19 protein-coding genes are annotated in these 22,847 nt (G+C 49.4%); 3 read left to right on the top strand and 16 right to left on the bottom strand.

Going from position 1 to position 22,847, the window contains the following annotated elements:
• Positions 1 to 80 precede the first annotated feature (80 nt).
• The 8 genes from V3C10_03370 to V3C10_03335 form a co-directional block, all read right to left on the bottom strand.
• On the bottom strand, positions 81 to 413 hold the full coding sequence (locus V3C10_03370) for a type II toxin-antitoxin system RelE/ParE family toxin (GenBank protein WVP62876.1): 333 nt from the start codon (positions 411 to 413) through the stop codon (positions 81 to 83).
• On the bottom strand, positions 406 to 567 hold the full coding sequence (locus V3C10_03365) for a hypothetical protein (GenBank protein WVP62875.1): 162 nt from the start codon (positions 565 to 567) through the stop codon (positions 406 to 408). Before V3C10_03365 ends, V3C10_03370 begins: the two co-directional genes overlap by 8 nt.
• Positions 568 to 870: 303 nt before the next feature.
• Positions 871 to 1,470 (bottom strand): biotin transporter BioY, encoded by a 600-nt coding sequence (locus tag V3C10_03360; GenBank protein ID WVP62874.1) that lies wholly within the window; start codon positions 1,468 to 1,470, stop codon positions 871 to 873.
• A gap of 429 nt (positions 1,471 to 1,899) precedes the next feature.
• Positions 1,900 to 3,072: a M20 family metallopeptidase gene (locus V3C10_03355; GenBank protein ID WVP62873.1), complete on the bottom strand. Its 1,173-nt coding sequence runs from the start codon at positions 3,070 to 3,072 to the stop codon at positions 1,900 to 1,902.
• 56 nt (positions 3,073 to 3,128) lie between these two features.
• Positions 3,129 to 4,529 (bottom strand): Na+/H+ antiporter NhaC family protein, encoded by a 1,401-nt coding sequence (locus V3C10_03350; GenBank protein WVP62872.1) that lies wholly within the window; start codon positions 4,527 to 4,529, stop codon positions 3,129 to 3,131.
• Between the two features lie 99 nt (positions 4,530 to 4,628).
• Positions 4,629 to 5,546 carry a LysR family transcriptional regulator gene (locus tag V3C10_03345; protein ID WVP62871.1) on the bottom strand — a complete coding sequence of 306 codons (918 nt, stop codon included), beginning with the start codon at positions 5,544 to 5,546 and terminating at the stop codon, positions 4,629 to 4,631.
• Positions 5,547 to 5,720: 174 nt separating this feature from the next.
• Positions 5,721 to 7,667: an FAD-dependent oxidoreductase gene (locus V3C10_03340; GenBank protein WVP62870.1), complete on the bottom strand. Its 1,947-nt coding sequence runs from the start codon at positions 7,665 to 7,667 to the stop codon at positions 5,721 to 5,723.
• Between the two features lie 63 nt (positions 7,668 to 7,730).
• The gene (locus tag V3C10_03335) at positions 7,731 to 8,426 is read right to left on the bottom strand and encodes a DUF6198 family protein (protein WVP62869.1); all 696 of its coding nucleotides are present in this window, start codon (positions 8,424 to 8,426) and stop codon (positions 7,731 to 7,733) included.
• A gap of 195 nt (positions 8,427 to 8,621) precedes the next feature.
• Between V3C10_03335 and V3C10_03330 the strand changes: the two genes are divergently transcribed.
• A complete protein-coding gene (locus V3C10_03330) occupies positions 8,622 to 9,188 on the top strand; it encodes a PadR family transcriptional regulator (GenBank protein ID WVP62868.1) in 567 nt (188 codons plus the stop codon).
• A 302-nt stretch (positions 9,189 to 9,490) separates the two neighbouring features.
• On the opposite strand, the gene V3C10_03325 is transcribed toward V3C10_03330, so the two are convergent.
• The 6 genes from V3C10_03325 to V3C10_03300 form a co-directional block, all read right to left on the bottom strand.
• A complete protein-coding gene (locus V3C10_03325; protein WVP62867.1) occupies positions 9,491 to 10,588 on the bottom strand; it encodes a hypothetical protein in 1,098 nt (365 codons plus the stop codon).
• Between the two features lie 58 nt (positions 10,589 to 10,646).
• A complete protein-coding gene (locus tag V3C10_03320) occupies positions 10,647 to 12,203 on the bottom strand; it encodes an ABC-F family ATP-binding cassette domain-containing protein (protein WVP62866.1) in 1,557 nt (518 codons plus the stop codon).
• Positions 12,204 to 12,571: 368 nt separating this feature from the next.
• Positions 12,572 to 13,018, bottom strand: a complete 447-nt coding sequence (locus V3C10_03315; protein WVP62865.1) for a VOC family protein — start codon at positions 13,016 to 13,018, stop codon at positions 12,572 to 12,574.
• 30 nt (positions 13,019 to 13,048) lie between these two features.
• Positions 13,049 to 13,897 (bottom strand): helix-turn-helix domain-containing protein, encoded by an 849-nt coding sequence (locus V3C10_03310; GenBank protein ID WVP62864.1) that lies wholly within the window; start codon positions 13,895 to 13,897, stop codon positions 13,049 to 13,051.
• Between the two features lie 236 nt (positions 13,898 to 14,133).
• Positions 14,134 to 15,306, bottom strand: coding sequence for a cyclopropane-fatty-acyl-phospholipid synthase family protein (locus tag V3C10_03305; GenBank protein WVP62863.1), 1,173 nt, complete (start codon positions 15,304 to 15,306; stop codon positions 14,134 to 14,136).
• Positions 15,279 to 17,993: a calcium-translocating P-type ATPase, PMCA-type gene (locus V3C10_03300; protein WVP62862.1), complete on the bottom strand. Its 2,715-nt coding sequence runs from the start codon at positions 17,991 to 17,993 to the stop codon at positions 15,279 to 15,281. The genes V3C10_03305 and V3C10_03300 overlap by 28 nt, the downstream gene beginning before the upstream one ends.
• A 471-nt stretch (positions 17,994 to 18,464) precedes the next feature.
• On the opposite strand from V3C10_03300, the gene V3C10_03295 reads away from it, so the two are divergent.
• Positions 18,465 to 19,484, top strand: a complete 1,020-nt coding sequence (locus V3C10_03295; GenBank protein WVP62861.1) for a hypothetical protein — start codon at positions 18,465 to 18,467, stop codon at positions 19,482 to 19,484.
• Between the two features lie 154 nt (positions 19,485 to 19,638).
• On the opposite strand, the gene V3C10_03290 is transcribed toward V3C10_03295, so the two are convergent.
• Entirely contained in the window at positions 19,639 to 20,298 is a 660-nt protein-coding gene (locus tag V3C10_03290) for a YoaK family protein (GenBank protein WVP62860.1), read from the bottom strand.
• 107 nt (positions 20,299 to 20,405) lie between these two features.
• On the opposite strand from V3C10_03290, the gene V3C10_03285 reads away from it, so the two are divergent.
• Positions 20,406 to 21,305: a LysR family transcriptional regulator gene (locus tag V3C10_03285; GenBank protein WVP62859.1), complete on the top strand. Its 900-nt coding sequence runs from the start codon at positions 20,406 to 20,408 to the stop codon at positions 21,303 to 21,305.
• Here the strand turns inward: V3C10_03285 and citF are convergent.
• On the bottom strand, positions 21,300 to 22,835 hold the full coding sequence (citF, locus tag V3C10_03280) for a citrate lyase subunit alpha (protein ID WVP64567.1): 1,536 nt from the start codon (positions 22,833 to 22,835) through the stop codon (positions 21,300 to 21,302). The genes V3C10_03285 and citF overlap by 6 nt on opposite strands.
• Positions 22,836 to 22,847 lie beyond the last annotated feature (12 nt).

Below are 22,847 nucleotides of genomic sequence, written 5' to 3'. Positions count from 1 at the left end.
GCAGCGAAAAAAAAGAGTGCCGCGAAAACGCTACCACCGTTCCACAGCACTCTTTTTCTAAAATTATACTTTCCCGAATGTCAAAGTTCAAAAACCCGATATAGTTTGGCTCTGCTGTCAACCAGCATATGAAGAATTCGAAGCACAACCACGTTGTCTGTGGATTCATGCACCATGTAATAGATCTTATAATTCTTAAAATAACTTTTTCTTACACCAAGAGCCGCCAGAACCTCGTCCTCGTCCAATTCATGTCTTTCCGGCTCTAATACCAAGGTATTAATTGTTTTCCGTAAAGACCGTAACGTATCAATTGCTGCAGACGGATTTTTCAGTCTAAATGCAATATAATCTCCAATTTCCTCCAAGTCCTGTTCTGCTAACTCTGTTATTTTCAGATTGTATTTATGCATTCAGATATTTTTTCTCCAGTCTTTCACATACCTCATTAAAATCTTTTGTTTTTGCCTGATTTGTCTGCTCTATCGCCTGTATGACCATTCCTCTTACGGTAGCCTGATTATTTTTCCGTTCAAGTTCATATTCCTGACGTGCTGCTGCTTCCATCGCTGTCATCTCCTTTCCAAGATTCAAAGAACGTTCATGAGATTCTTTTTGTTTCTGTCCTTATTATAACTTTTTCCCCTCGCTTATTCAAGGCTCTGTGTTTAATAGACTTCTTTGGAAATAATACTATTTATATATATACGCATTTTTTCCGTGGCCGTTTAAATCGGCAGAGGGTTCTGCATGGGGTCATTTATTGGTGATTTGTATTCTTTTAAAATGAACAGTTGTTGTAATCTTGACCCCTACCATTTGAAATCTTTCCGGCTAAAATATAACAGTTTTATCAACACTATTTTATTTTCAACGCATCCCCTGCGCTACAACCGGCCGGAGACGTTTTGAAACCATCACGGCCACGATGCAGAGAATATAATCCGGCAGCATCGTAGGCAGGCAGTAAACGGCAAAAATGGCGCCCCATCCTACCGTGTGCGGTGTCACAACTACAAAATGGGTAATAAAATAAAAATAAAGAATTCCCATCCCATAATAGATGACATACCCTACCGTCGCCGCAAAAAGACAGGCCGCTGTTTTGTACGAATGTATCCACTCGCATACTTTTCCCATGGCATACGCCGCCAGGGCAAATCCCAGAAGGAAACCAAAGGTAGGACGGATCAGATACCCCAGGCCTCCTCCCCGTGCAAAAACGGGAATTCCCGAAAGACCTACCAACAGATAGATTGCCACACTCCAAAATGCTTTTCTGGAACCCAGAAGAAGACCGGCCAGCAGGACAAAAAACCACTGCAACGTAAAATTCATGGTATCCGCCCCAACCGGTATGACAATTTTAATAAAAGCCCCAACCGCAATCAGGGAAGCAAGCAGTCCACAGACCGTCAAATCCCTCGCCGCGCCCCGGCTCTGCGCAATTACTTTATGTTTCTGATTCATTCACTCTTCACCTTCTTTCAATGTATGGCTATGTGAAACATTGTACTACAAATATGGTATTTGTACAAACCTGAATTAAGGGGGATTTAACTGAGGTGAGGAGGACGCGTCCGGAACGGACCATGTCCGGTGTGGTGAGGGGGCTGGCTGAGTCTTTTGTCCCCGATTGGAGGTTGTCGTGAGGGGGGAATCCGGGAGAAAAAGATTCCGGAGGGAACCTGGGAGTCCATCAGTACTTAGGCGGCGTTTCTCAGACGCCTCAGTACTGTTATGCACTCCAAAGAGCGAAAGCGTTTCCCGCAGGAACTTTTTCTGCCCGGATTCCCCGCCCGCGACAACCTGCAAGCCGGGACTGAAGACTCACAACCTCCCTCTCACCATCCCGAACCCCGACCGTCCCGGCGGCGTTCTCATTCCTCAATTAACTCCTCACATATTCCTCTTTTTACTCTCCGCAAACTCCTCTTTCACCTTCTCCAGAAGTCCGTCCGTCTCAATTAAATCATAAACAGCTCCGGCGATCGCCTTTGCTCCATAGATGACACAGTCATGCGCGGCATCCGATTTTCCTGCGTCTACATATTCCTGTGAATGGGAGGCTGTTCCCTCGGGGACGAATGCGACGCGGATACAGGAGCCCGGGATTTCATACATCACATTGCCGAAATCCGTAGACCCCGTCTTTTCACGGGGCGGCGCAAGCTGAGGCGCTCCCGCAAGCTCAGCATTTTTCATAAGAAGATCATTTAACAGAAGAACTGGAATTTTGTTAAAAAAAGTTTTTCCCGGAACCAGCTCATAACCGACTCCTCCGATCAGAGAGGCTCCCTTTATAATCTCCTGAAACCGTTCCGAAACCGCCTCCAATGTCTTCTTGGAAAATGAGCGGATGGAGAACTCTCCCACCGCCCGATCCGGCACCACATTGCTCGGCCCCGGCAGCTCGGCTACCGTATAGTGCATTCTGACATCATCCGGAACGTGTTCCCGCAGAAACTCCACTCCCTGAAACGCAATGAGAAGTGCGTCAAAAGCGCTTCTGCCCTTCTCCGGCGCCAGGGCGGCGTGAGCTTTCCTGCCCTGGAAAATCACACGGTAGCTGTTTTGTGCAAGGCACTTGATATCCGTACAGGTATTTGGCGCCCCATGCATCATAAATGCAACATCCAACTCTTTAAAACAGCCCGCCTTCAGCATGTCGCATTTGGAACCGAGCGTTTCCTCCGCAGGCGTTCCGTACACAATAAGTGTAAACGGCCGCTCCGTATCCATATCCTTCAGGGCAATGGCCGCCCCGAGGCAGGACGGTCCCTGCATATGATGGCCGCAGCCGTGTCCCAGCCCCCTTAAGGCGTCATATTCGCAGAGGATACCGATTACCGGCCCTCCGGTACCATGATGGTACTCCGCCCGGAAAGCGGTCTTAAAACCGCCGACTCCCATGTCCACGGTAAAACCATGTTCCTTCAGATAACCGGCCAGAAGCCCGGAGGCCATGACCTCCTCACCCTCATATTCCGGGTGATCAAAGATTTGATCGGCCATCTCCCACAATTTATCCTTTTGCTGCTCCACTATCTGAAAAAGCTTATCCTTCATCATTACAGATATCCTCACTTTCTGTTCTTTAAAATTCCAACTATTTTTTCATTCCTGCCCTACATCGGCCCCAGATGGATTGCCTGTGCGATGCTCAGAAGAACGGTGCCGACAGCCAGCCATACCAGGAACATTTTCCACATAAATTTCATCCACCGGTCATACGGGATATTGGAGGCGCTGATAATTCCCATCAGCGCGGTGGAGGTCGGAAGAATATAGTTACAGAATCCGTCGCCGAAGTTAAATGCAAGGATTGCAGTCTGCCTTGTCATTCCAATCAGATCCGAAAGCGGGATCATAATGGGCATAACCGCCGCTGCCTGTCCCGAACCGGAGGTCAGGAAAATATTGATGACCGTGTTGGCAATCAGCATCGCCGGCGCCTGAAGAACAGCCGGCACCCGGTTCAGTCCTCCGGCCAGCACATGCACTACGGTGTCGATGATTTTCCCGTCCGTCATGATGACACTGATGGACTGGGCCAGGCCGATAATAATAACCGCGGAGAGCATTTTTTTACATCCCTCCAGGAAATGTTTCGATATCGTCGTAGAGTCAAATCCTGCAATTACGCCGACGATAATGGCAAGAGCAATAAATATGGCGGCCATTTCCGGCATATCCCATCCCATCTTGACGCTTCCGTAAATAATCGTGGTCAGGGATAAAATCAGGGATAAGATAATCAGAACCTTGCGCCCATTAAGAGTGCCGAAGGAATCCAAATCCCCGCCGTTGTTCAGTTCATTTTCCCGATCCAGATCATACATGGGGCTGAGCGTCGGATCTTTTCTGATTTTTAAGGCATAACGGATTAAATAAATATTTGTGACTATGTAGTATACCCCGAAACAGACGGCCCGGTATCCAAGGCCGGAATAGGCCGGAAGCTCCGCGATTTTCTGTGCCACGATGGTGGTATTGGGATTCAGCGTTCCGGTTGAAAAGCCGATGGCTCCTCCCAGAATAATAATTGCCGCGCCTGTGATGGAGTCCATCCCCATCGCCAGTGACATCATGACCATGACGGGAGCGAATGCTATGAAAATGTTCACGCCCTGTGTGGTGCAAATCAGACCGAATACAAGGGTCAGCAGGGGAATAAAGACATAGAGGTTACTGGCGAATTTTTTCGCAATCTTGGCGATGACCACCTGCAATGCACCCGATTCCGTCAGCATATGAAATGCTCCGCCGGAAAACAGGATTACCAGAATCAGGTCTACCCTTTTCATAAACGCTTTTACAATGTATAGCGGGATTAATAATGGATTTACCGGCGAACGTGCCAGGTATTGGAATTGACTTGGATCAATCACCTTGATCCCCTGTGCATTTTCGACGCGCAGATACTCGCCGGCAGGGATGATCCAGGTCATCAGTACGGCCGCCACAATAATGGTAAAGACAATCACAAAACTGTGCGGCATCTTGAAATGTTTCTTTTTCGCATTCATGCTATACCCTCCTGATTACAACTTTTTCTCATTGATTTTGATACTATGATTATAATCAGGAACCGGGTCTGCAACAATTACATTAAATTTAACGGCTCTTTAAGTTTTATTTATGTGCTCCTTGATGAGCTGGATGAGCCGTTCCATATGAGGCGCTAAATTCCGCCCCTTCCGGTACGCCAGAACCAGCCGCGCGCTGTACGGCACATCCCCAATCAGGCAGTACCTCACCCCCGGGAACCGGTCCATTCCACGGATATATCCCGAACGGTTGAATCCGATCCCCACCCCCTGATCGACCATGGACATGGCGGTTTCAAAATACCGTATCTCGATGATACGTTTTGGCCGTATCCTGTATTGTTCCAGTATCCGCTCGGCAGTACCGCGCAGACTCTGCTTTTTCACCGGAAGTACAAAAACTTCGTCCGTCAGGCAGCGGGGATCCAGATGCGGAAAATGCTCCCCCTCCTTCCACCAGGTCTCTGCATTGGCCGGATGATGCTCCGGGAGAACCAGCAGCACATACTCCTCCCCCAGATCCACGTAAGTTGTATCCGGAAGTTCGTCCGCGCATGTATAGATGAGGAAGTCAATGGCATTTGTCTGGTACATCTGCACCAGCTCGTCATAGACTCCCTCTTTTATAATCAGGTTAATGTCGGGATACTCCTTCAGGAAATGCACCATAAGAAAAGGGGCGATTGAGATGGCTCTCCTGTGCTGGATTCCCACGCGCAGACTCCCCTTGCATTTACCGCTCGACTGCTCCAGCAAAAGCTCAAAATCCTTTTTCATCTGAAGCATCTTCTCAGCCCGCTCCACATACTCCCGCCCCATGGAAGTGGGTACCAGGCTTTTTCCCGTCCTCTCAAAGAGCCTGACCCCCAGGTACTTTTCCAGGTTGCTCAGATAAACGCTGAGCGCCGGAGGTGAAATATAAAGTTCCTCGGCTGCCTTTGATATCGTCCCGCACTTTGCCAGTGTGCACACATATAACTGTTCTTTGAGATTCATAGCCCTCTCCCCTTTTCCCGCAGAGACGCCCGCCTTCCTCTTATTGCCGGGGAAACGGCGTCATTTCTGTTCCTATTATAGGATATCGTCGGGGTAAATACAAGGCCGTTGGACAGGGCAACAGAGGCGCCCGGTGCAGAACCGCCGTGTCAGTGAATCTCCATTTTACTCTTTCTATATATCCAGTCCGGCATGATACCCCTGGTAAATCGCAGCCGTTATATTACCCGGCCTGACACAGTCGCCTATCTCTCGTACCACCGGAGCTGCGTCCAGAAGTGCGTTCACGCTCTCCCGATCCGCCCTTTGTCCGACTGCGCAGACGACGGTTTTTCCCGGAACCAGCACCTCTCTGCCCTCGGAATCTTTACAGAGAACGCCGTCGGCAGTTACCTTTATGCCCTGATATCCCGTGTGTGCCTCCACATATTCGTCTATCATCTTCATAAGAATCGGACGGTGGCGGATATTGGCATCGGGGGCAAGCGTATCCCTCATTTCTACCAGATGAACCTTTTTACCCTCCTGCGCAAGGTGGATTGCCGCCTCACACCCGGCCAGCCCGCCGCCAAGAACCACAACCGAGCCGCCGACTTTCTCTTTCTCCAGATAGTAATTATTTACAATTACCACGTTTTCTCCATCCATACCAGGAAGAGGCGGCACAATTGGTTTGGAACCGACTGCCAGAATCATCGAATCGGGATTGATTTTTTCCGCATATTCCGGAGTTACTTCCGTATTGCGGCGGATTTCTACCCCCGCCTCCTCCGCCTGCGCTTCCAGGGCCAGTCCCAGCTCGTACATCTCACGCTTGAAATCGATTGCCTGCTCGCATTTTAAGATTCCCCCCGTCTTATCCGACTTTTCACAGAGAATCACTTCATGGCCCCGCTGTGCCGCCGTTACAGCTGCCTTCAGCCCTGCCACGCCGCCGCCCACAACCAGCACTTTTTTCTTTCGGGATGACGGGAGCACTTCCGTGCCCTCTATTTCACGGCCGATTACCGGGTTTACCGTGCAGCGGCGGGTCTGGGTCGTCGGGCGTTCCGCCATACAGGTAAAACAGCGGAGACATTTTACAATCTTATCGTCCTCTCCCGCTGCTATTTTCTGCGGCAGATAGGGATCGGCCAGTAAGGCGCGTCCCATATATACGACGTCCGCTTTTCCCGATGCAATAATTTCTTCCATCTGCGCCGGATCATTTAAAGCTCCTATGGTGGCTACCGGTTTCTTTACATGCTTTTTGATTTCTGCCGCAAGGTATACGTTACAGCCATGCCCGGAAAACATGGATGGATGGGTGCGGAAAAATCCAAACTGATAGGAACCGGCCGATACATGGATCAGATCCACATATTCTTCCACCGCCTGCGCAATCCGGATTCCCTCATCGATGTCATATCCACCCTCGAACAGCTCGGATCCGCTCATACGGAACTCGATTGGAAACAGGGGGCCGACAGCTTCCCGGACCGCTTTTAACACTTCAATCGTAAACCGCATGCGGTTCTCAAAACAACCGCCGTACTCATCGGTTCTATGGTTGAAATAGGGGGATATGAACTGGTTGAGGAGCCATGTATGGCCTCCATGAATCATAATCATTTCAAACCCTGCCCGTTTTGCCAGAGCAGCCGTTTCGCCGTAGCGTTTTACAATATCGGTAATCTGGCCTTTTGTAAGTGCTTTTACTTTCATTCCGTCCGGGCGCACAGCGTCATCCGGGCCGAACTGGTTCAAGCTCTGTTTCTTATTTTTGTCCGCCATATACGTACCGGCATACTGCCCGGAGTGGGAAAATTCCACACTGGGAACGGCCCCGTGTCTTTTAATGGAGTCGGCGCAGAATGTGAACGCCGCCAGAGAACCAACGGTGGTAAGGTCTAAATGGAGCATATGGGAGCCGTCCGTCTCCGGATGGACCACCAGCTCGCTCATCGTCACGGCCGCTGCCCCGCCCTTAGCACGGAGTTCATAAAAGGCGCGTGTCCGCTCTCCCGGGACACAGTCCTTATCGATATCGGTCGCGCCGATCGGGGACGCAAACATACGGTTGCGGAAGGTTACATTGCCAAGTGTAATTGGCTGGCATAAATGGGGATATTTTCGTTTCATGTCGTTCTGTCCTCTCTTCTCCGGCTGAATTTCCCTTGAGGCCGGTCTGTTATTTATATCGTTTTATGTATTTTCAACATCATGTCCGCACTGTCCAGAGTTTTTGCAGGGACTGTGAACGGGAACCGTAAACAGGATATTGGAAAAAAATGCAAGCCTGCTTCCTATTAATCTCGCAATAAAGCCGACCAGGACGGCTGCAATAACGGTTCCCTCCCTGACCCCCGCTACCTTGCCGGCCAACAGGAGAGATATTATCCCGGCGCCAATTGTCATTGAAACATCAAATGCAACCTTCGTCAGGCCAAATTCCCGTTTCCATCGAAATACGATAGACCGCACGAGGGATTCCCCGGGAAGCATGACAACGTCGGCGAGAATCTCCATATAAACACCGATGCCAAGAATCAGGCATCCGAGCACCAGACAGAAGAATTTCATCCCGTATTGCTCCGGAGCCAGAAAGCCCAGCAGAGCCATACTTAAATCAATAAAAATACCGAATGCGAATGCCACTGGAATCTGAAGAAGATGTTCAATTTTAAAATTCTTTTGCAGGATCAAAAGCTGAAACCAGATTAAAAGCAGGCTGAACAGCACGGTAAATGTTCCCAGCGACAGGGAAAAATTCATGCTCAGTACATATGGAATAGAAGAAATTGGGGAAGTCCCCAGATTCGCCTTTGTTACTAAACTGACTCCCAGGGAATTCACAAGCAGCCCCAGTATAAAAATGATATAACGCTTTGTCTTTTCCATCTTATCTACCCTCTAAAATCTTTCATTCTTTTTGTATCCACGGTGAACACATCTTTCAGTTTTCATACTATCATCTCTTTTTAAACATGTCAATATATACATGTTCAAAATTACATGTATTGAATCTGGATTTATTTGTGCATCTATGCTATACTTTTAACAAGAACTCCTCTTATGAAAGGACGGTGAGAGATTATGGGAACTTTACAATATGCAATACTTGGCCTTCTCAACCGCAAGGATATGACCGGATACGATTTATCAAAAGAATTCGAGGCCAATCTCTCCGAATTCTGGAGCGCCAAACACAGCCAGATTTACCCGGAACTTAAGGCTCTGACCGATCATAAACTCGTGGAATTTAAAACTGAGATTTCAGGAAATGTGTTGGAGAAAAAGCTGTATACGATTACCGATGCGGGAAAAGATAAATTACTGGAGTGGGAAAAAACATTCTGCAAGATGAAGCCTGTTCCGAAAGACGAATTTAAACTGCAGTTATTCTTTTCCGACTGTCTTCCTGCCGAACAGAGAATACTGCTTCTGCAAAATCAGCTTTCCCAGCATCGGGAGCGCCTGAATCATTTAAGAAATAATTCGGAAAAGTTTGATTCCGTCTCAAAGCTGGGCGAGGCGGAGTTTAGTGATTATCTCGTGCTTTTAGGCGCAATAACACGGGAAGAGGGTATGTGTAACTGGTTGGAAACATGCATTCGGTTATGTACCGAACGGTGCAAAAGAAATGATAAGGATTCTCTATAGCAGGGGAATAATATCCCCTTTTACGGGTGGATTTTTCGCCATAAGGGATTCTAATTTTTTATATATTAAAAGTTTATTCTTTTTCAATACTTTTTAGGTTCTTTTTATGGAATGTCCATATTTTCAACATAATTTACTGGCATAATATAAACATGAAAGTTAATTAAACTTTTTCATACTCATACCGGATGGTAATAACCGTCCGGCCCCCCTAAGCCAATTTCTTTTTTATATATACCTACCATTCCCAATTAAGAAAAGCAGACCTCCATCGGGCAACACCGATGGAGGTTCTGCTTTTCTTATTGATATGGCTGTTGATGCGCCGCCTGGGCGAACTCTTCCATCCGCTCATCGGCCTCCAGCCAGACAGAGTACATACCGTCATACGGATATCCGTATAGATACCAGTCGTCGCCATACAGCCACAGCTCGTCATCATAATCTTCCGGATCCATACCCGGAAGAGTGTGCAGCGCTTCTTCCATCTCCTCCGCGGTGATACTTTTCACCGAATCGGAGTCATCCATGATTTCTCCCAGCCTCACCGCCCATGATGTGACGAAATCAATATCGCTTCCGGAAATATAGAAATAGTGCACCCGTCCGGTCGATGTGTCATAATTCAGCTCTATCTCACCGCCTGCCCCTCGGTTGGCCTTTTTGACATGGTATTCGTTCCCGCTGGCATAGGAAGTCTCCACACGGCCGTCATCGTAAACGTATTTCCGGTTGTCACTGTAGCGCTCTATATTTACCGCCATGCTGTCGGACTCGAAAATAAAATCGTCGATCGCTTCCTCGGCCCCAGTGACGGTCAGCCCGGAATGGGAATACCAGTCGCAGTCCGATTCTGCCGCCCTGGCCTCTTCCTCACTCACTTCATATTCCTGGTACGTGCTGCCGTATCCGTCGTCCCATTTATCTCCCCCGTCGGGCAGCTCCAGGATAAATCCGTCACCGCCCGTTCCATAGGGAACTTTCGGTTCTGCAAATATCACTCCTATTATCACAACCGCGGCCAAAGCCGTGGCGATGATGACCGACGGAGGAAAACCGCTTCGCCGTCTCCCACCCGCCGGATGGTATACGGGGCCCGGTCTGCCAGAAGGAGGCGGAAGATGGTTTATCTCCGGCTGCCGGCGCTGTGTTTCCGCCCTCCCGTATATGGATTCCGGAGTATTATGCGGCACGTCTTCCCCGGGGGAAATATCGTCATACTGTCTTTCGCCGCCCGCCGGTGATTCTTTCACAGAGTACGGGGATGCGTCGCCGCGGCTTTCATTCAGGTTATAGTTTCGCCTCTCGTATCTGGGCTGCCATACGATCTTTTTGCAGACCGGACAGAAATTACCCGGCTTAAGTTCTGTGTCACAGACCGGGCAGATTTTCTTTTTCATCCCTCGTCCCCTCCTCTTCCGTAAAATGATGCACGGTGTTCTTCCTGTTTTTCCGGCGTTACTGGATTTTCAGGCTCCACTGGCTGCAGTCCCATACTTTTGTGGCAAAACCTTCGTAAAAGTCGGGCTCATGGCAGATTAAAACAATATTACCCTTGTATTCCGTCAGGGCGCGTTTTAACTCTTCCTTTGCCTCCACATCCAGATGGTTGGTCGGCTCGTCCAGAAGAAGCAGGTTTGACTCCCTGTTAATCAGTTTACATAACCTTACCTTCGCCTGTTCGCCGCCGCTCAGAACCCGGACCTGGCTCTCGATATGTTTGGTGGTCAGGCCGCATTTTGCCAGGGCGGAGCGAACCTGGTACTGGGTATAGGAAGGGAATTCCTTCCATATTTCCTCAATACAGGTAGTCGTATTGCCCGGGGCCATCTCCTGTTCAAAATATCCGATATAGAGATAGTCGCCCAACGTCACCTTGCCCTCCAGGGCGGGTATCAGGCCGAGAATGCTCTTCAAAAGCGTGGTTTTACCAATTCCGTTGGCGCCGGTCAGCACAATTTTCTCACCGCGCTCCATATAGAGATCGAGCGGTTTGGAGAGCGGCTCATCGTATCCGATTACCAGTCTCTCGGTCTCAAAAATACATTTTCCCGTGGCCCTTGCCTCCAGGAAATGGAATTCCGGCTTTGGTTTTTCCCTCGCCAGCTCAATCACATCCATCTTGTCCAGCTTCTTCTGGCGTGACATCGCCATATTTCTCGTGGCAACTCTGGCCTTATTGCGTGCAACGAAATCCTGGAGCTGGGAGATCTCCTGCTGCTGTTTCTTATAGGCAGCTTCCAACTGGCTCTTTTTAACCTCGTACACTTCCTGGAATTTATCATAATCTCCCACATACCGGTCAAGGCGCTGGTTTTCCATGTGGTAAATGATATTGATAACGCTGTTCAGGAACGGAATGTCATGGGAAATCAGAATAAAGGCATTCTCATATTCCAGCAGGTAGCGTTTCAGCCATTCAATATGCTGCACATCCAGATAGTTAGTCGGCTCGTCCAGAAGCAGGATATCCGGCTTCTCCAGGAGCAGTTTGCCCAGAAGGACCTTGGTTCTCTGGCCTCCGCTCAGATCGGTTACATCCTTGTCCAGACCGATATCCGTAAGTCCCAGGGCGCGTCCGACCTCCTCCACCTTGGCATCAATGGAATAGAAGTCATGGTTCATCAGAAGATCCTGGATGGTTCCCAGCTCTTCCATCATCGCATTCATCTCATCCTCAGGCGCATCACCCAGGTGATCACAGATGTCGTTCATCTGCCCCTCCAGTTCAAACAGGAAGGCGAACGCGTTCTTTAAAACATCACGGATTGTCATTCCCTTTTCCAGTACCGTATGCTGATCCAGATAGCCGATGCGGACTCTCTTCGCCCACTCCACTTTTCCCTCATCCGGCTGCAGTTTGCCGGTAATAATATTCATGAACGTGGATTTTCCTTCTCCGTTCGCTCCGATCAGGCCGATATGCTCCCCTTTCAGCAAACGGAAAGATACATCCTGAAAAATTGCCCTGTCGCCAAATCCGTGGCTCAAATGTTCTACGTTTAAAATACTCATTTTATAAACTCCTCGATTTAAATCAGGGACAGAACCCCGTTAATTGGGAATTCCGACGCCTGTTTTATTCTTTATTTGCTTTCCACCTCACCATTCTACATGACAAAACGGGATGATGCAAGTGGGAATGATGATTGGGACGGGGGTGAGCGGGAGCGGCTGTGTGTTTCACGCTGTTAGAAGAATGGGCTTGGAGGGAACTATGGATATGTGGACGTAAAAATGGGGTTGGAGGATAAAAAAACTCCCAGTGGGGAGTTTCAGCTTGTCGACAAACTATATTTTCCTTATATCAGGAGTTTGAGGGTGTAACCCTCATTTCAAATCTTCCTTCGGTGACTAGAATTTATGGCGTTATGCCATGAATTCTACAGAGTGGCGACTTTGTCGACACTCGTACGTTTTGAGATTTCCGCTATGGGCAGGCCCTGGTTCAGGCAGCGTTTTATTACGCTTTCCATGCTCTCGGAAACTTCTATGATGTATTTGTCCGGATCGTAAAAGCGCATGCTTTGCTGGCCCCACGGGTATTCTTTCAGATGGTGTATGAATTCCACGTCTTCTGTTTGATCCAGTCTTTTCTCACATTCTTCGATGTTTTCGGCTTCAAAGTAGAGCTGGAAGTTATTGGCCTCTGATTTCAGGGGCAGCGCTGTTCCTGTGATTGCCTCGTAATTGGTCTGCAGGCTGAGACCGTTTTCTAATGAAATATGCTCTCCCAAGTCCATAATTACTTTTTGTTGCATTATTTTTTCGTAGAAATTTCTTGATTTTGCCATATCTTTTACCACAATCAATGTGCCTCCGTACCTCATATCAGTACCTCCTTTTTCTACTATTATAATCTAAAATTTTGCTATCTCACTGTAAAAATCGGACATGTTGCTCCGATATTCCTGAGGGGTGATGCCGCATACCGCTTTAAAGTCCCTGATATAATGTGAGATGTCGTAAAATCCGGATTCCTCCGAGATAAAGGAAATACTGTTTTTGGCATTGTGAAGCAGATGGATGGTTCTGTTGATGCGCACGATTCTTGAAAAGTGTTTGATATTCAGTCCCAGGAATTGATTGAAGAGCCGGTTCAGATGCCGCTCACTGTAAAAGGTCTTCTCTGCTATTTCTCTAGGAGTGATGCTGCCACAATGTTCTATGATCAGCCGGACAGCCAGACTAAACTCATCCGGGTAACGGCAGCACCGGACGGAAAGAAGCAGGCGCTCGGTGCTGCCGAGTAATTCCCGTGCCGTCACCGCATCGCGGAATATTTCTTTGACAGACGAATCCAACGAAGGATCAATCGTTTCAAAAGGAATTATTCTATCTGTCAATTCATTCTGCCCCATCCCCGTAAAAACAAAAAGCCCCGCCGGCTGAAATTCTATGATAAATATAACGCTGCATTCATTCGCACTCTTCCCCACCGCATACGGCCTGGAAGACGGTCCAAACAACCGCCCCCGCAGGCGATTCCCTCCATCAGACTCTTCATATGTAAATACAAGTGTCGCGCTTCCATGGGGTACGACCGTATAGTCCTCAGAAACAACGCCCTTTTCCGGAAATGTAACAGTAAAATTAGATATTAAAGCTTTCAACGGCTCGGAGGGAGAAAAATAAGCAAAATTGTCTTCACAAATCAAAATCTCATTCTCATCCACCGCCGTAAAATCGGCGCTATCCTTCGTAATCATCCGGCTCCATACCACCTTCCAACTCAAAACACCTCACTATAAAAACATCGGAACAAAAAGCAAATCTTCATCAAGTGCAGTTAGAATACCATACAATTCCAATGATTAACAGGGTAATTTATCATCATTTAGCAGATATTTTACCAAAACAGAGAGGAAAGAGCCCGGTGGGCCGGACTCGCGCAGACGCATAGCGGCATATTACATCTTTGCGCGAGTGTGTGTCCTGCCCAGAGCTAATACCACCGCACCGGCGACAGCTCATTATTTACCCCTTTGGATACAAGAATCTGATGCAGATCAATAATCCCGTTGTGGAAGGTCGCCGCACAGGAGCAGAGATAAAGTTCCCACATCCTGGCAAACTTCTCGTCAAACATTTCCTTTACCTCATCGATGTGTTCCCTGTAATTATGTTCCCAGCATCGGAGGGTTTTATTATAATGCAGGCGCAGGTTCTCCACGTCCAGCGTGTGAAAATTGTCCTCGCACAGGCAGTACAGCATTTCCCTGAGGCTCGGCACGACACCGCCCGGGAATATATATTTTTTGATCCACGGATCTCCCGGATACTCTTTCAACCCGCTGATAAAGTGGAGAAGAAACAGGCCGCCCGGTTTCAGGACACTGTTTACACAGTCCGTAAAAAGCTGGTAATTTCCTCTTCCCACATGCTCCACCATGCCGACGCTTACCGCCCTGTCAAAGCTCAGTCCCGTCTCGGGTAAATCCCGGTAATCCATCAGTTTTACCGTCAGCAGATCCTCCAGTCCTTCCTCGCTGATCCGGCGGGAGAATTCACGGTATTGTTCCTCGCTGAGGGTAATTCCCGTTCCCTTAACGCGGTACTGTTTTGCGGCGCGTATCAGCAGATATCCCCAGCCGCACCCGATGTCCACAAGACTCATTCCCTCTTTCAGGCAGAGCTTGCTCAGGATATAATCCACCTTGTTTTCCTGGGCCTGTTGCAGAGTGTCGTCCTCATTCCTGAAATATCCGCAGGAATAGCTCATCGTTTCATCCAGCCAGAGCTTATAAAATTCATTGCCAATGTCGTAGTGGCTCGTCACTTCCGTTTTCTGGTTCTTCCGGGACAGAGCCGGATAGAGGAGCTTTTTCAGCCCTTTCCTGTCCGTGGAGAATTTCCCCATCTGCCCCAGGAAATGATCCAGCGCGTGGTAGAGATCTCCCTCTATATCGAGGGCCCCTTCCATATATGCCTCCCCCAGCGCCAGCGACGTGCTGGAGGCCAGATTCGTAAGCGGAATAGGGTGCTTGATGCTGACTGCAAATTCCGGCTCCCCCTCCCCGACGCTGAATTCTTTTCCATCTACCTTTATCAGAAACGGGTGCTCTGAAAAACGTTTCATAAAATTCACCATTACATTTTCTTCCAATTCCCTGACCATTTTAGTTCCACCTTTCTTTCCGGTTCCTTTTTCTTACAGTTTTTCCAGGAAGAAAAGATTTTATACCGGACCTTTGCCAGCTCCGATATGAGTATCACGGAACCTCCCAGAAGCACAATCCGCACCCACATGAACCCGGGAAGCGGCACCGTGCCGAAAAACGCGCCGCCATACTGCGTGATGACAACCTGCAGCCCGAAGGTCAGGGCGAAAACTCCCAGCATCAGCCGGTTGGTGGCCACATTCTTTAAGATGCTTTTATTACCCAGTTCGCGGCTGTTAAAGGCGTTGAACAACTGGAGCACCACAAACAGCGTAAACAGGATGGTAGGGAGCTGCTCCTGCGTCCCTCCGAGAAAATTAGTCCAGTGCTGGGCCATAAATACCACGGATATAAAAATACCGTTGACCAGAATCCTTTTGAGCATTCCGCGTGAAACGATGTTGGAATCGCGCCCTGTGGGTTTCCGGTCCATCAGATCACCCCTGATCGGCTCCAGTCCCAGTGTCAGCGCAGGCGGGCCGTCCATAATAATATTAATCCATAAAAGCTGGAGCGCCGTAAAGGGAGCCGTAAATCCGGAGAGAATGGACGCCAGCACTACGATGACCGAGGACAGGTTCACCGTGAGCTGGAACTGGATGAAACGCTGGAAATTTTCGTAGATTCCGCGTCCCCACTGGACGGCCTTCACGATTGTGGAAAAGCTGTCGTCCAGCAGGACAATGTCACTGGCCTCTTTGGACACTTCCGTACCCGAAATCCCCATTGCCACTCCGACGTCTGCGTTTTTAATGGCCGGAGCGTCGTTGATGCCGTCTCCGGTAACCGCCACCACATTACCAAGCGATTTGAGCGTATTTACCACCCTCATCTTGATGACGGGCGTACTCCTGGCGATTACGCTGATTCCCGGAATCGCTGCGGCCAGTTCCTGCTCCGAAAGTCCTTCTATCTCGCCCGCTTCCACGGCCGTGTGGGCATTATCGAGAAGGCCCAGCTCCCCTGCAATCGCCCTGGCCGTCACAATATTGTCGCCGGTCAGCATTTTCAGGTCGATGCCCGCCGCACGGCAGCGCACAGCCGCCTGATATACATCATTCCTAAGCGGATCTGTGATTGCCGCAAACCCGTCGAACACCATCTCCGATTCAATTCCGGCCCGCTCCGTTTCAAAATTGGGTTCCATGTCCAGGTTCTTATGGGCAAATCCAATGACGCGGCAGGCTTTTGACTGAAATTCCACAATCTGTGCCTCCGCCTCCTGCCGCTCTTTCTCTCCCATCCCGCACATGGACATAATTTTTTCCGGGCTGCCCTTGCTGTAAGCAAGACAGACTTTGCCGTCCGCGATCACGGTTGTCATATTTTTGCTCTCCGAGGTAAATGGGTATCTGTGGAGAATCTCTGCGCCGGAACGCAGCTTCCTGTAATCATATCCCGCTTTTCCGGCAGCCGCCAGGAGGGAACATTCCGTCGGATTACCGATGAATTCCATCCGCCCGTCTTCCTGCCTAAGATCCGCGGTGGAGTTGATGCAGAAGTTTTCCAGCAGATCGCAATCCGTCAGTTCATCCGGCTTTACCAGCGTCCCATGAAAAAACACATCCGTCACCGTCATTTTATTTTTTGTCAGGGTTCCGGTCTTATCGGAACAAATCACATTGATGCAGCCGACTGTCTCGCAGGCGATCATTTTCTTCACCAGAGCGTTCTGTTTGGACATCTTGATGATATTGATCGCCAGGGATACGGCGACGATGGTCGGCAGGCCCTCCGGCACAGCCGCGACTATCAGGACAATACTGGTGATAAACGCCTCCGAAACCGTATCAAGCGACGCTGTGCCATTTGAGATAAAGATAAAAAGCTGGAGAAGAAAAACGGCCGCGGCCGCGGTGGTTCCCAGGACCGTAATGTTTTTTCCCAGGCGGGCCATCTTCTCCTGAAGCGGCGTCGTACTTTTGTCTACGGAAGAAAGCTCCCCTGCTATTTTTCCGAATTCCGTATGATCACCGACTCCGGTCACCACCATCCTGCCGCTGCCCTCCGTGATAAAGCATCCCGAGTAGAGCATATTGCTGCGCTCGGCAACCGGCGTCTTTTCATCGGTAAATACGGCCTGCGCGTCTTTTTTCACAGGCATACTCTCACCGGTCAGGGCCGATTCGTCCGCCATCAGCGCCGTGCTCTCCAAAAGTCTTCCGTCCGCGGGCAGTTTATCACCTGTCTCTATGTACAGGATATCACCGGCCACCACCTCCTTTTGCGGAATCATTCTGATTTCCCCATTCCGCATGGCTCTTACCTGTGCATCCTCGCCAATCCGGCTCAGGGTTTCGAAGGCTTTTGCACTTTTGCCCTCCATAAATACCGTAATCACGACGGACAGGGAAATGGCGGCAAAGATACCGGCACATTCCAGAAAGTCGGCCTCACCTCCGGTGTAATATCTCGTTACATTGACTCCCAGGGTAATAAAACCGGCGAGAATCAGCATGATAATCATAGGCTCGGAAGATGCCTCCAGGATTCTGTGAAAAAGAGATTCCGGTTTTTCCCTTGTAAATCGGTTTGCGCCGTAAACCTCCCTGTTTTTCTTTACCTGTTCCTCTGTCAGTCCTCTGCCTGGATCACTCTTAAGGCAGACCAGCAGCTCCTCTCTGTTTCTTGTAAATTCACTCATACCAGGTTACCTCCTTTGATTATAGAATGAATAAAAAAAGACCCAAATACAGCCCTCCAGGCCATACATGGATCTTCTTGAAAATAAAAAAAGACTGGTGTACGGCTAAAAAGCTATACATGAGTCTCGTTATTTAAGACAAGCCAGACCGAATCCGGTCAGTATGTTGACTTGCCACGCATACTGCGCTTACTACTCCCTCACGGGTGTTTTTCAATTGTTTTCCTATCGTAACAGAGGAACCTCCATTTGTCAAGTTTATTACGGGAAAAAGCACAACCCCGGCAAGTCCTTTCTTGTATTTTTATCTTTGGACGACCCGTATGGAATTTTTCTTTCGTCCATTATTTTAAACGACCCCTTGAACTTGTGGGAAAAATTATATATGATAGAAAAGATTCCAGTGATTGTCATAATACGACAGAAATCATCATAACCGCCCGATACGGGGCAGAAACCGGGAGTGATTTTATGTATACTTATAATTGGTACCAATGGTTGGCCTTCTTCTATATATATTGTTTCTTTGGGTGGATTTTTGAGTCCATCTACGTTTCACTGAAACAAAGACACTTTGTAAACCGGGGCTTCCTCCGCATTCCCATGCTGCCGCTCTATGGCTCCGGGGCCGTCATGATGCTGTGGGTTTCCCTGCCGTTTAAAAATAACCTGTTTCTCGTGTATATCTCCGGCGTGATCGCCGCTACCGCGCTCGAATATGTGACCGGATATGTGATGGAGCAGCTTTTTAAAATCCGTTACTGGGATTACAGTAACCAGAAATTCCAGATACACGGATATATCTGCCTGTCCTCTTCCATCGCCTGGGGCTTTCTCACGATACTAATGACAGAATTAATTCACGAACCCATCTCCAGGATTGTGCTCAACTTTAACCCTAATATCCTGCTGTTCTGCGTTTTCGCCATGACCGTCCTGTTCACTGCCGACGCCTACGAGTCCACGAAGGAGGCTCTGGCTCTCGGAAAGTCTTTGGAGGCCATGACAAAGCTGAAGGCGGAGATGGAGGATCTCCAGGCCCGCATTGCAGCGCTGAAGGAAGAGGCGGCCGAACACGTCTCTGCCGTCAGGGAAGGAACGGCTGAACGGCTGGCCAGTGCAAAAGAAGAAACGGTTGAAATACTGGCTGCCGCCAGAGAGGAGACGGCCGGGAGACTGGCTGCCGCCAAAGAAGTTTCAGCCGGGAGACTGGCCGCCGCCAAAGAAGTTTCAGCCGAGAAGCTGGCCGCCGCCAAAGAAGTTTCAGCCGAACGGCTGGCTGCCGTCCGGGAGAATACACGTGAGAAGCTGGCTCTGCTTACAGGCCAGTTAGAGGAAGTAACACAGCGGCGTCACGACCTGCTGCCGAAAAACAGCTTCCATCACTTCTACCGTAGAGGACTGCTAAGGGGTAACCCGGGAGCCGTATCCACCAGATTTTCCGCTGCCCTGAAAGAACTGAAAGAGCAGCTTCAGGAATTGAACGATTAACAGTAAACTGTCCGTTTTACTGCAAAACGCTTTTACTGCTGCAAAAGAAAAAGCCGGAGGCCACTCTCCGACTTTTTCTTTATCCGTTATTTTCTTCTTTATTATTTTTCTTTTTCTGCTTTAATACGGTCCGGCTCAAAATCATCTTCCACCTTCAGCCCGCCATCTTTTTCTTAAGTACACGGACCCTGGCGCTGTTCAGTTCTATCAGGGCCAAAGCTGCGCCAAGGGGGAGCAGACAGGACCAGATGCCGGCGATCTGCCACTTACTGACTGCAATAAAGCCGCCCAGCACGCCGATTTGGAAGGAAAGAAGCGTAGACGCATAAAATATCGCTTTTTCTTTTTCCTTCGCTTCTTTTGTCCTGAAATAGTCCGTGAGGGCCAGTACCATCTGTTTCAGATTGTTAGTTGAAAATGTAGTGGCGCTGTTGTATCCCCTCGCTCCGCTGAAGACTCCCCACTGGAATGCCGAAACCGCGAAAATCGGGTACAGGGCAACCACGTTATTCATCTCAGCCGGCAGAAATCCCGCCAGGACAACCCCCGTAATTTCAACCCAGATACAAATTCTTCTGATGTCACCCTTTACATACTTTGGCAGCAGATATGCGGCAATCATTGACGCAATGAAAATCATCAGGGCGATCACGCGTATCACTATCTCCTGAAAACTTCCGCCAAACCAGCCCGTAACCAGATAAATCATGTTACCGGTCTGGGCGGAACCGAAGTTTCCACCTCGTAATAATATTGTATAGACGCCTAAAAAGCCTCCTATATAAGACATAATATAATGCAGTGTCGTATCCATTTTAACCTTTTCCTTCTAAAATTATGTTTTTATCATAATACCATATTGACGGATTAATTTAAAATACATATAATATCACTATTATCATACAAAAAAGGTATCGTAAAATGGAACTTCGAACTTTAAAATATTTTCTGACCGTTGCCTCCGAACTGAATATTACCCATGCCGCACGCAAGCTCAACATCTCCCAGCCGCCCTTAAGCAGACAGCTGAGCCAGCTGGAGGAAGAACTTGGGGTTCAGCTTTTCGTGCGCGGAAAACGGAAAATCCAGCTGACGGAGGAGGGGAAATACCTGGCACAGCAGGCGGAACACATTCTCAATCTGGCGGAACACACCGCAAAACAGCTGGATCTGATGAAACAGGAAACTGTAAAGGGAACCCTGCTGCTGGGCGTCACCGAGACGTGCAGCGCCAGTGTCCTGCCCGCCATTCTGCCCGATTTTAAGACACTGTACCCGCAAATCAGCTATGATATCTGGTGCGGAAACAGTAATGACGTCTGCCGCCGCATCAAGGAGGGCATTGCCGATATCGGAATCGTGCGTGCGCCGCTGGAACAGCAGAAATTTGAAACCGTCTTTCTGAAGACTGAAACGTGGATTGCCATTATCAGCAAAAATCATCCATTGGCCGGTGAGACATGCGTCTCCCTGGAACGGCTCAGCCAGGAACCGCTGTTCATTCCCTCCCGTCAGCCGCTTCAGCGTGAAATACTGAACTGGTTCAGCTCCGCCTCGGAAAGTTACCAGATATTCGCGCTTTATAACCAGCTCGCTGGAATCATCCCTCTGATCGCTCAGAATACAGGGGTTGCCATCTGCCCGGAATCCGTCAAACTCTATACGGATGACCGGAGGCTGGCTTATTTAAAAATCACCGAACCGGAGCCAACCTCCCATCTCTATATGATTTGCGGACGTAACCGACTGCTCCCGGCCGGAGCCAAAGCGTTCTGGAATTATGTGAAACAGGCATTCTCCGGGGCGGATGAACCATTATAAGTCATCCGGCCTCTTAATCTCACGGATTACATCCAGAACCGTTCCGTCCCTGTACTCGACAATACAGGTGATTTTATCCGTGCACTCGATCGGTTTCGGCGTTCCCGTCATCCCCTCAGCAATAAGCCGGAGTTCTTCGATGGTAACCAGCTTCAGATTCGTCTTTTCAAGGTCTTCCTTCAATTCCTGATAATTTTTATGTCTCGGATTCAGGGCAATACCTGCTTCCGTGACAACAACGGCCACCGTATCTCCCGGCGTACAGCAGGTAAACACCTTTTTCACGACCGACGGGATACGTCCTCTGACAATCGGCAGCACCACAATGGAAATCTGGGCTCCCGCCGCCACATCGGGCCCGCCGCCGAGTCCTCCCATCATCTCTCCGCTGCAGCCGGTCAGGATATTGACGTTAAAATCCGTATCTACTTCCAGAGCCGCCAGGACTCCGAACGTCTCCCGGTTCAGCATGCATCCCTTCCTGCCTGGATTGGCATAAAGGGAGTTATCAATTTCAATGATGCCTGGATAGTCTACAATTGCTTTTGCGGCCACGGCGTCAAACGACTGGGAACAGGCCACGGCGCGGACAAGGCCTTTTTCATGCATCTCCACGATTGCCGCCGGAATTCCGCCCAGGGCCATGGAGGCCTTTACGCCTCTCTCCTCCATCTTTTCTTCCAGATATTTCGTGCAGGCGATGCTGATGGCTCCGGCTCCCGTCTGGAATACAAAACCGTCGGTAAAACGCCTCGACGCGGCCATCACTTCGGCCGCCCTCTTTGCAATCAGAAGATCCCTTGGGTTCTTCGTCACTCTGGCCGCCCCGGCACCTATCTTTGCCGTATCTCCGATGGAATCTACCACCACCACATAATCTACATATTCCTGTGAAATACTGATCGGGATACAGGGGTATTCCACCAGGTTATCGGTAACAATAATCACTTTTTCTGCGGTCATTGCATCAATAAAGGAGTATCCCAGCGCCCCGCAGGCATTCGGTCCCACAAGGCCCGTCGCATTGCCGTAATCATCGGCCGCCGAGGCTCCGATAAAGGCCACGTCAACCGACAGTTCGCCCGCCTCAATCGCCCTTGGCCTTGCGCCATGGGGACGGAGAATCACCGGTTCCTCCATCACGCCGTCCAGTACGGCGTCCCCCAGTTCGCCCCTGATTCCGCTGGCTTCGATCCGCACGATTGTGCCATCCTTTACAAAGTCCACGATGGACGGATTCTTAATATTTACCACGGCGCTGGGGGCAAATTTAAGGCCTTTGATACCCAGCTCTTTAATTACCGTCAAAACCTGCCCGATAATCTGATCTCCCTCGCGGAAGCTGTGATGGAAGGATATCGTCATACCGTCTTTCAGTCCGCTTGCTATAATTGCCTCTTTTAAGCCCGGCTGCAGCTTCCGGTCTCCCGGCCTCACTGTGGCCAGGTGTCTGGCCGATGCCACCGGCTTTTCCGAAGAGCAGCCGCCTTCGATCCCGGTATAAGGTTTGACTTTGTAGTCCCCTATCATTTCGGGAAGTTC

This window comes from [Clostridium] symbiosum (assembly GCA_036419695.1).
Lineage (GTDB): Bacteria > Bacillota > Clostridia > Lachnospirales > Lachnospiraceae > Otoolea > Otoolea symbiosa_A.
Note: the sequence above shows the minus strand (reverse complement) of the source record. Positions and strands in the feature narration are given on the sequence as shown.

Excerpts from the sequence above, each read along its gene's own strand:
- V3C10_03295 (WVP62861.1), top strand. The coding sequence starts at position 18,465 with ATGTATACTTATAATTGGTACCAATGGTTGGCCTTCTTCTATATATAT.
- V3C10_03300 (WVP62862.1), bottom strand. The coding sequence starts at position 17,993 with ATGAGTGAATTTACAAGAAACAGAGAGGAGCTGCTGGTCTGCCTTAAG.
- V3C10_03360 (WVP62874.1), bottom strand. The coding sequence starts at position 1,470 with ATGAATCAGAAACATAAAGTAATTGCGCAGAGCCGGGGCGCGGCGAGG.
- V3C10_03285 (WVP62859.1), top strand. The coding sequence starts at position 20,406 with ATGGAACTTCGAACTTTAAAATATTTTCTGACCGTTGCCTCCGAACTG.
- V3C10_03320 (WVP62866.1), bottom strand. The coding sequence starts at position 12,203 with ATGAGTATTTTAAACGTAGAACATTTGAGCCACGGATTTGGCGACAGG.
- V3C10_03365 (WVP62875.1), bottom strand. The coding sequence starts at position 567 with ATGGAAGCAGCAGCACGTCAGGAATATGAACTTGAACGGAAAAATAAT.
- citF (WVP64567.1), bottom strand. The coding sequence starts at position 22,835 with ATGATAGGGGACTACAAAGTCAAACCTTATACCGGGATCGAAGGCGGC.
- V3C10_03350 (WVP62872.1), bottom strand. The coding sequence starts at position 4,529 with ATGAATGCGAAAAAGAAACATTTCAAGATGCCGCACAGTTTTGTGATT.
- V3C10_03335 (WVP62869.1), bottom strand. The coding sequence starts at position 8,426 with ATGGAAAAGACAAAGCGTTATATCATTTTTATACTGGGGCTGCTTGTG.
- V3C10_03315 (WVP62865.1), bottom strand. The coding sequence starts at position 13,018 with ATGAGGTACGGAGGCACATTGATTGTGGTAAAAGATATGGCAAAATCA.
- V3C10_03310 (WVP62864.1), bottom strand. The coding sequence starts at position 13,897 with ATGATTACGAAGGATAGCGCCGATTTTACGGCGGTGGATGAGAATGAG.
- V3C10_03325 (WVP62867.1), bottom strand. The coding sequence starts at position 10,588 with ATGAAAAAGAAAATCTGCCCGGTCTGTGACACAGAACTTAAGCCGGGT.
- V3C10_03290 (WVP62860.1), bottom strand. The coding sequence starts at position 20,298 with ATGGATACGACACTGCATTATATTATGTCTTATATAGGAGGCTTTTTA.
- V3C10_03345 (WVP62871.1), bottom strand. The coding sequence starts at position 5,546 with ATGAATCTCAAAGAACAGTTATATGTGTGCACACTGGCAAAGTGCGGG.
- V3C10_03330 (WVP62868.1), top strand. The coding sequence starts at position 8,622 with ATGGGAACTTTACAATATGCAATACTTGGCCTTCTCAACCGCAAGGAT.
- V3C10_03340 (WVP62870.1), bottom strand. The coding sequence starts at position 7,667 with ATGAAACGAAAATATCCCCATTTATGCCAGCCAATTACACTTGGCAAT.
- V3C10_03355 (WVP62873.1), bottom strand. The coding sequence starts at position 3,072 with ATGATGAAGGATAAGCTTTTTCAGATAGTGGAGCAGCAAAAGGATAAA.
- V3C10_03370 (WVP62876.1), bottom strand. The coding sequence starts at position 413 with ATGCATAAATACAATCTGAAAATAACAGAGTTAGCAGAACAGGACTTG.
- V3C10_03305 (WVP62863.1), bottom strand. The coding sequence starts at position 15,306 with ATGGTCAGGGAATTGGAAGAAAATGTAATGGTGAATTTTATGAAACGT.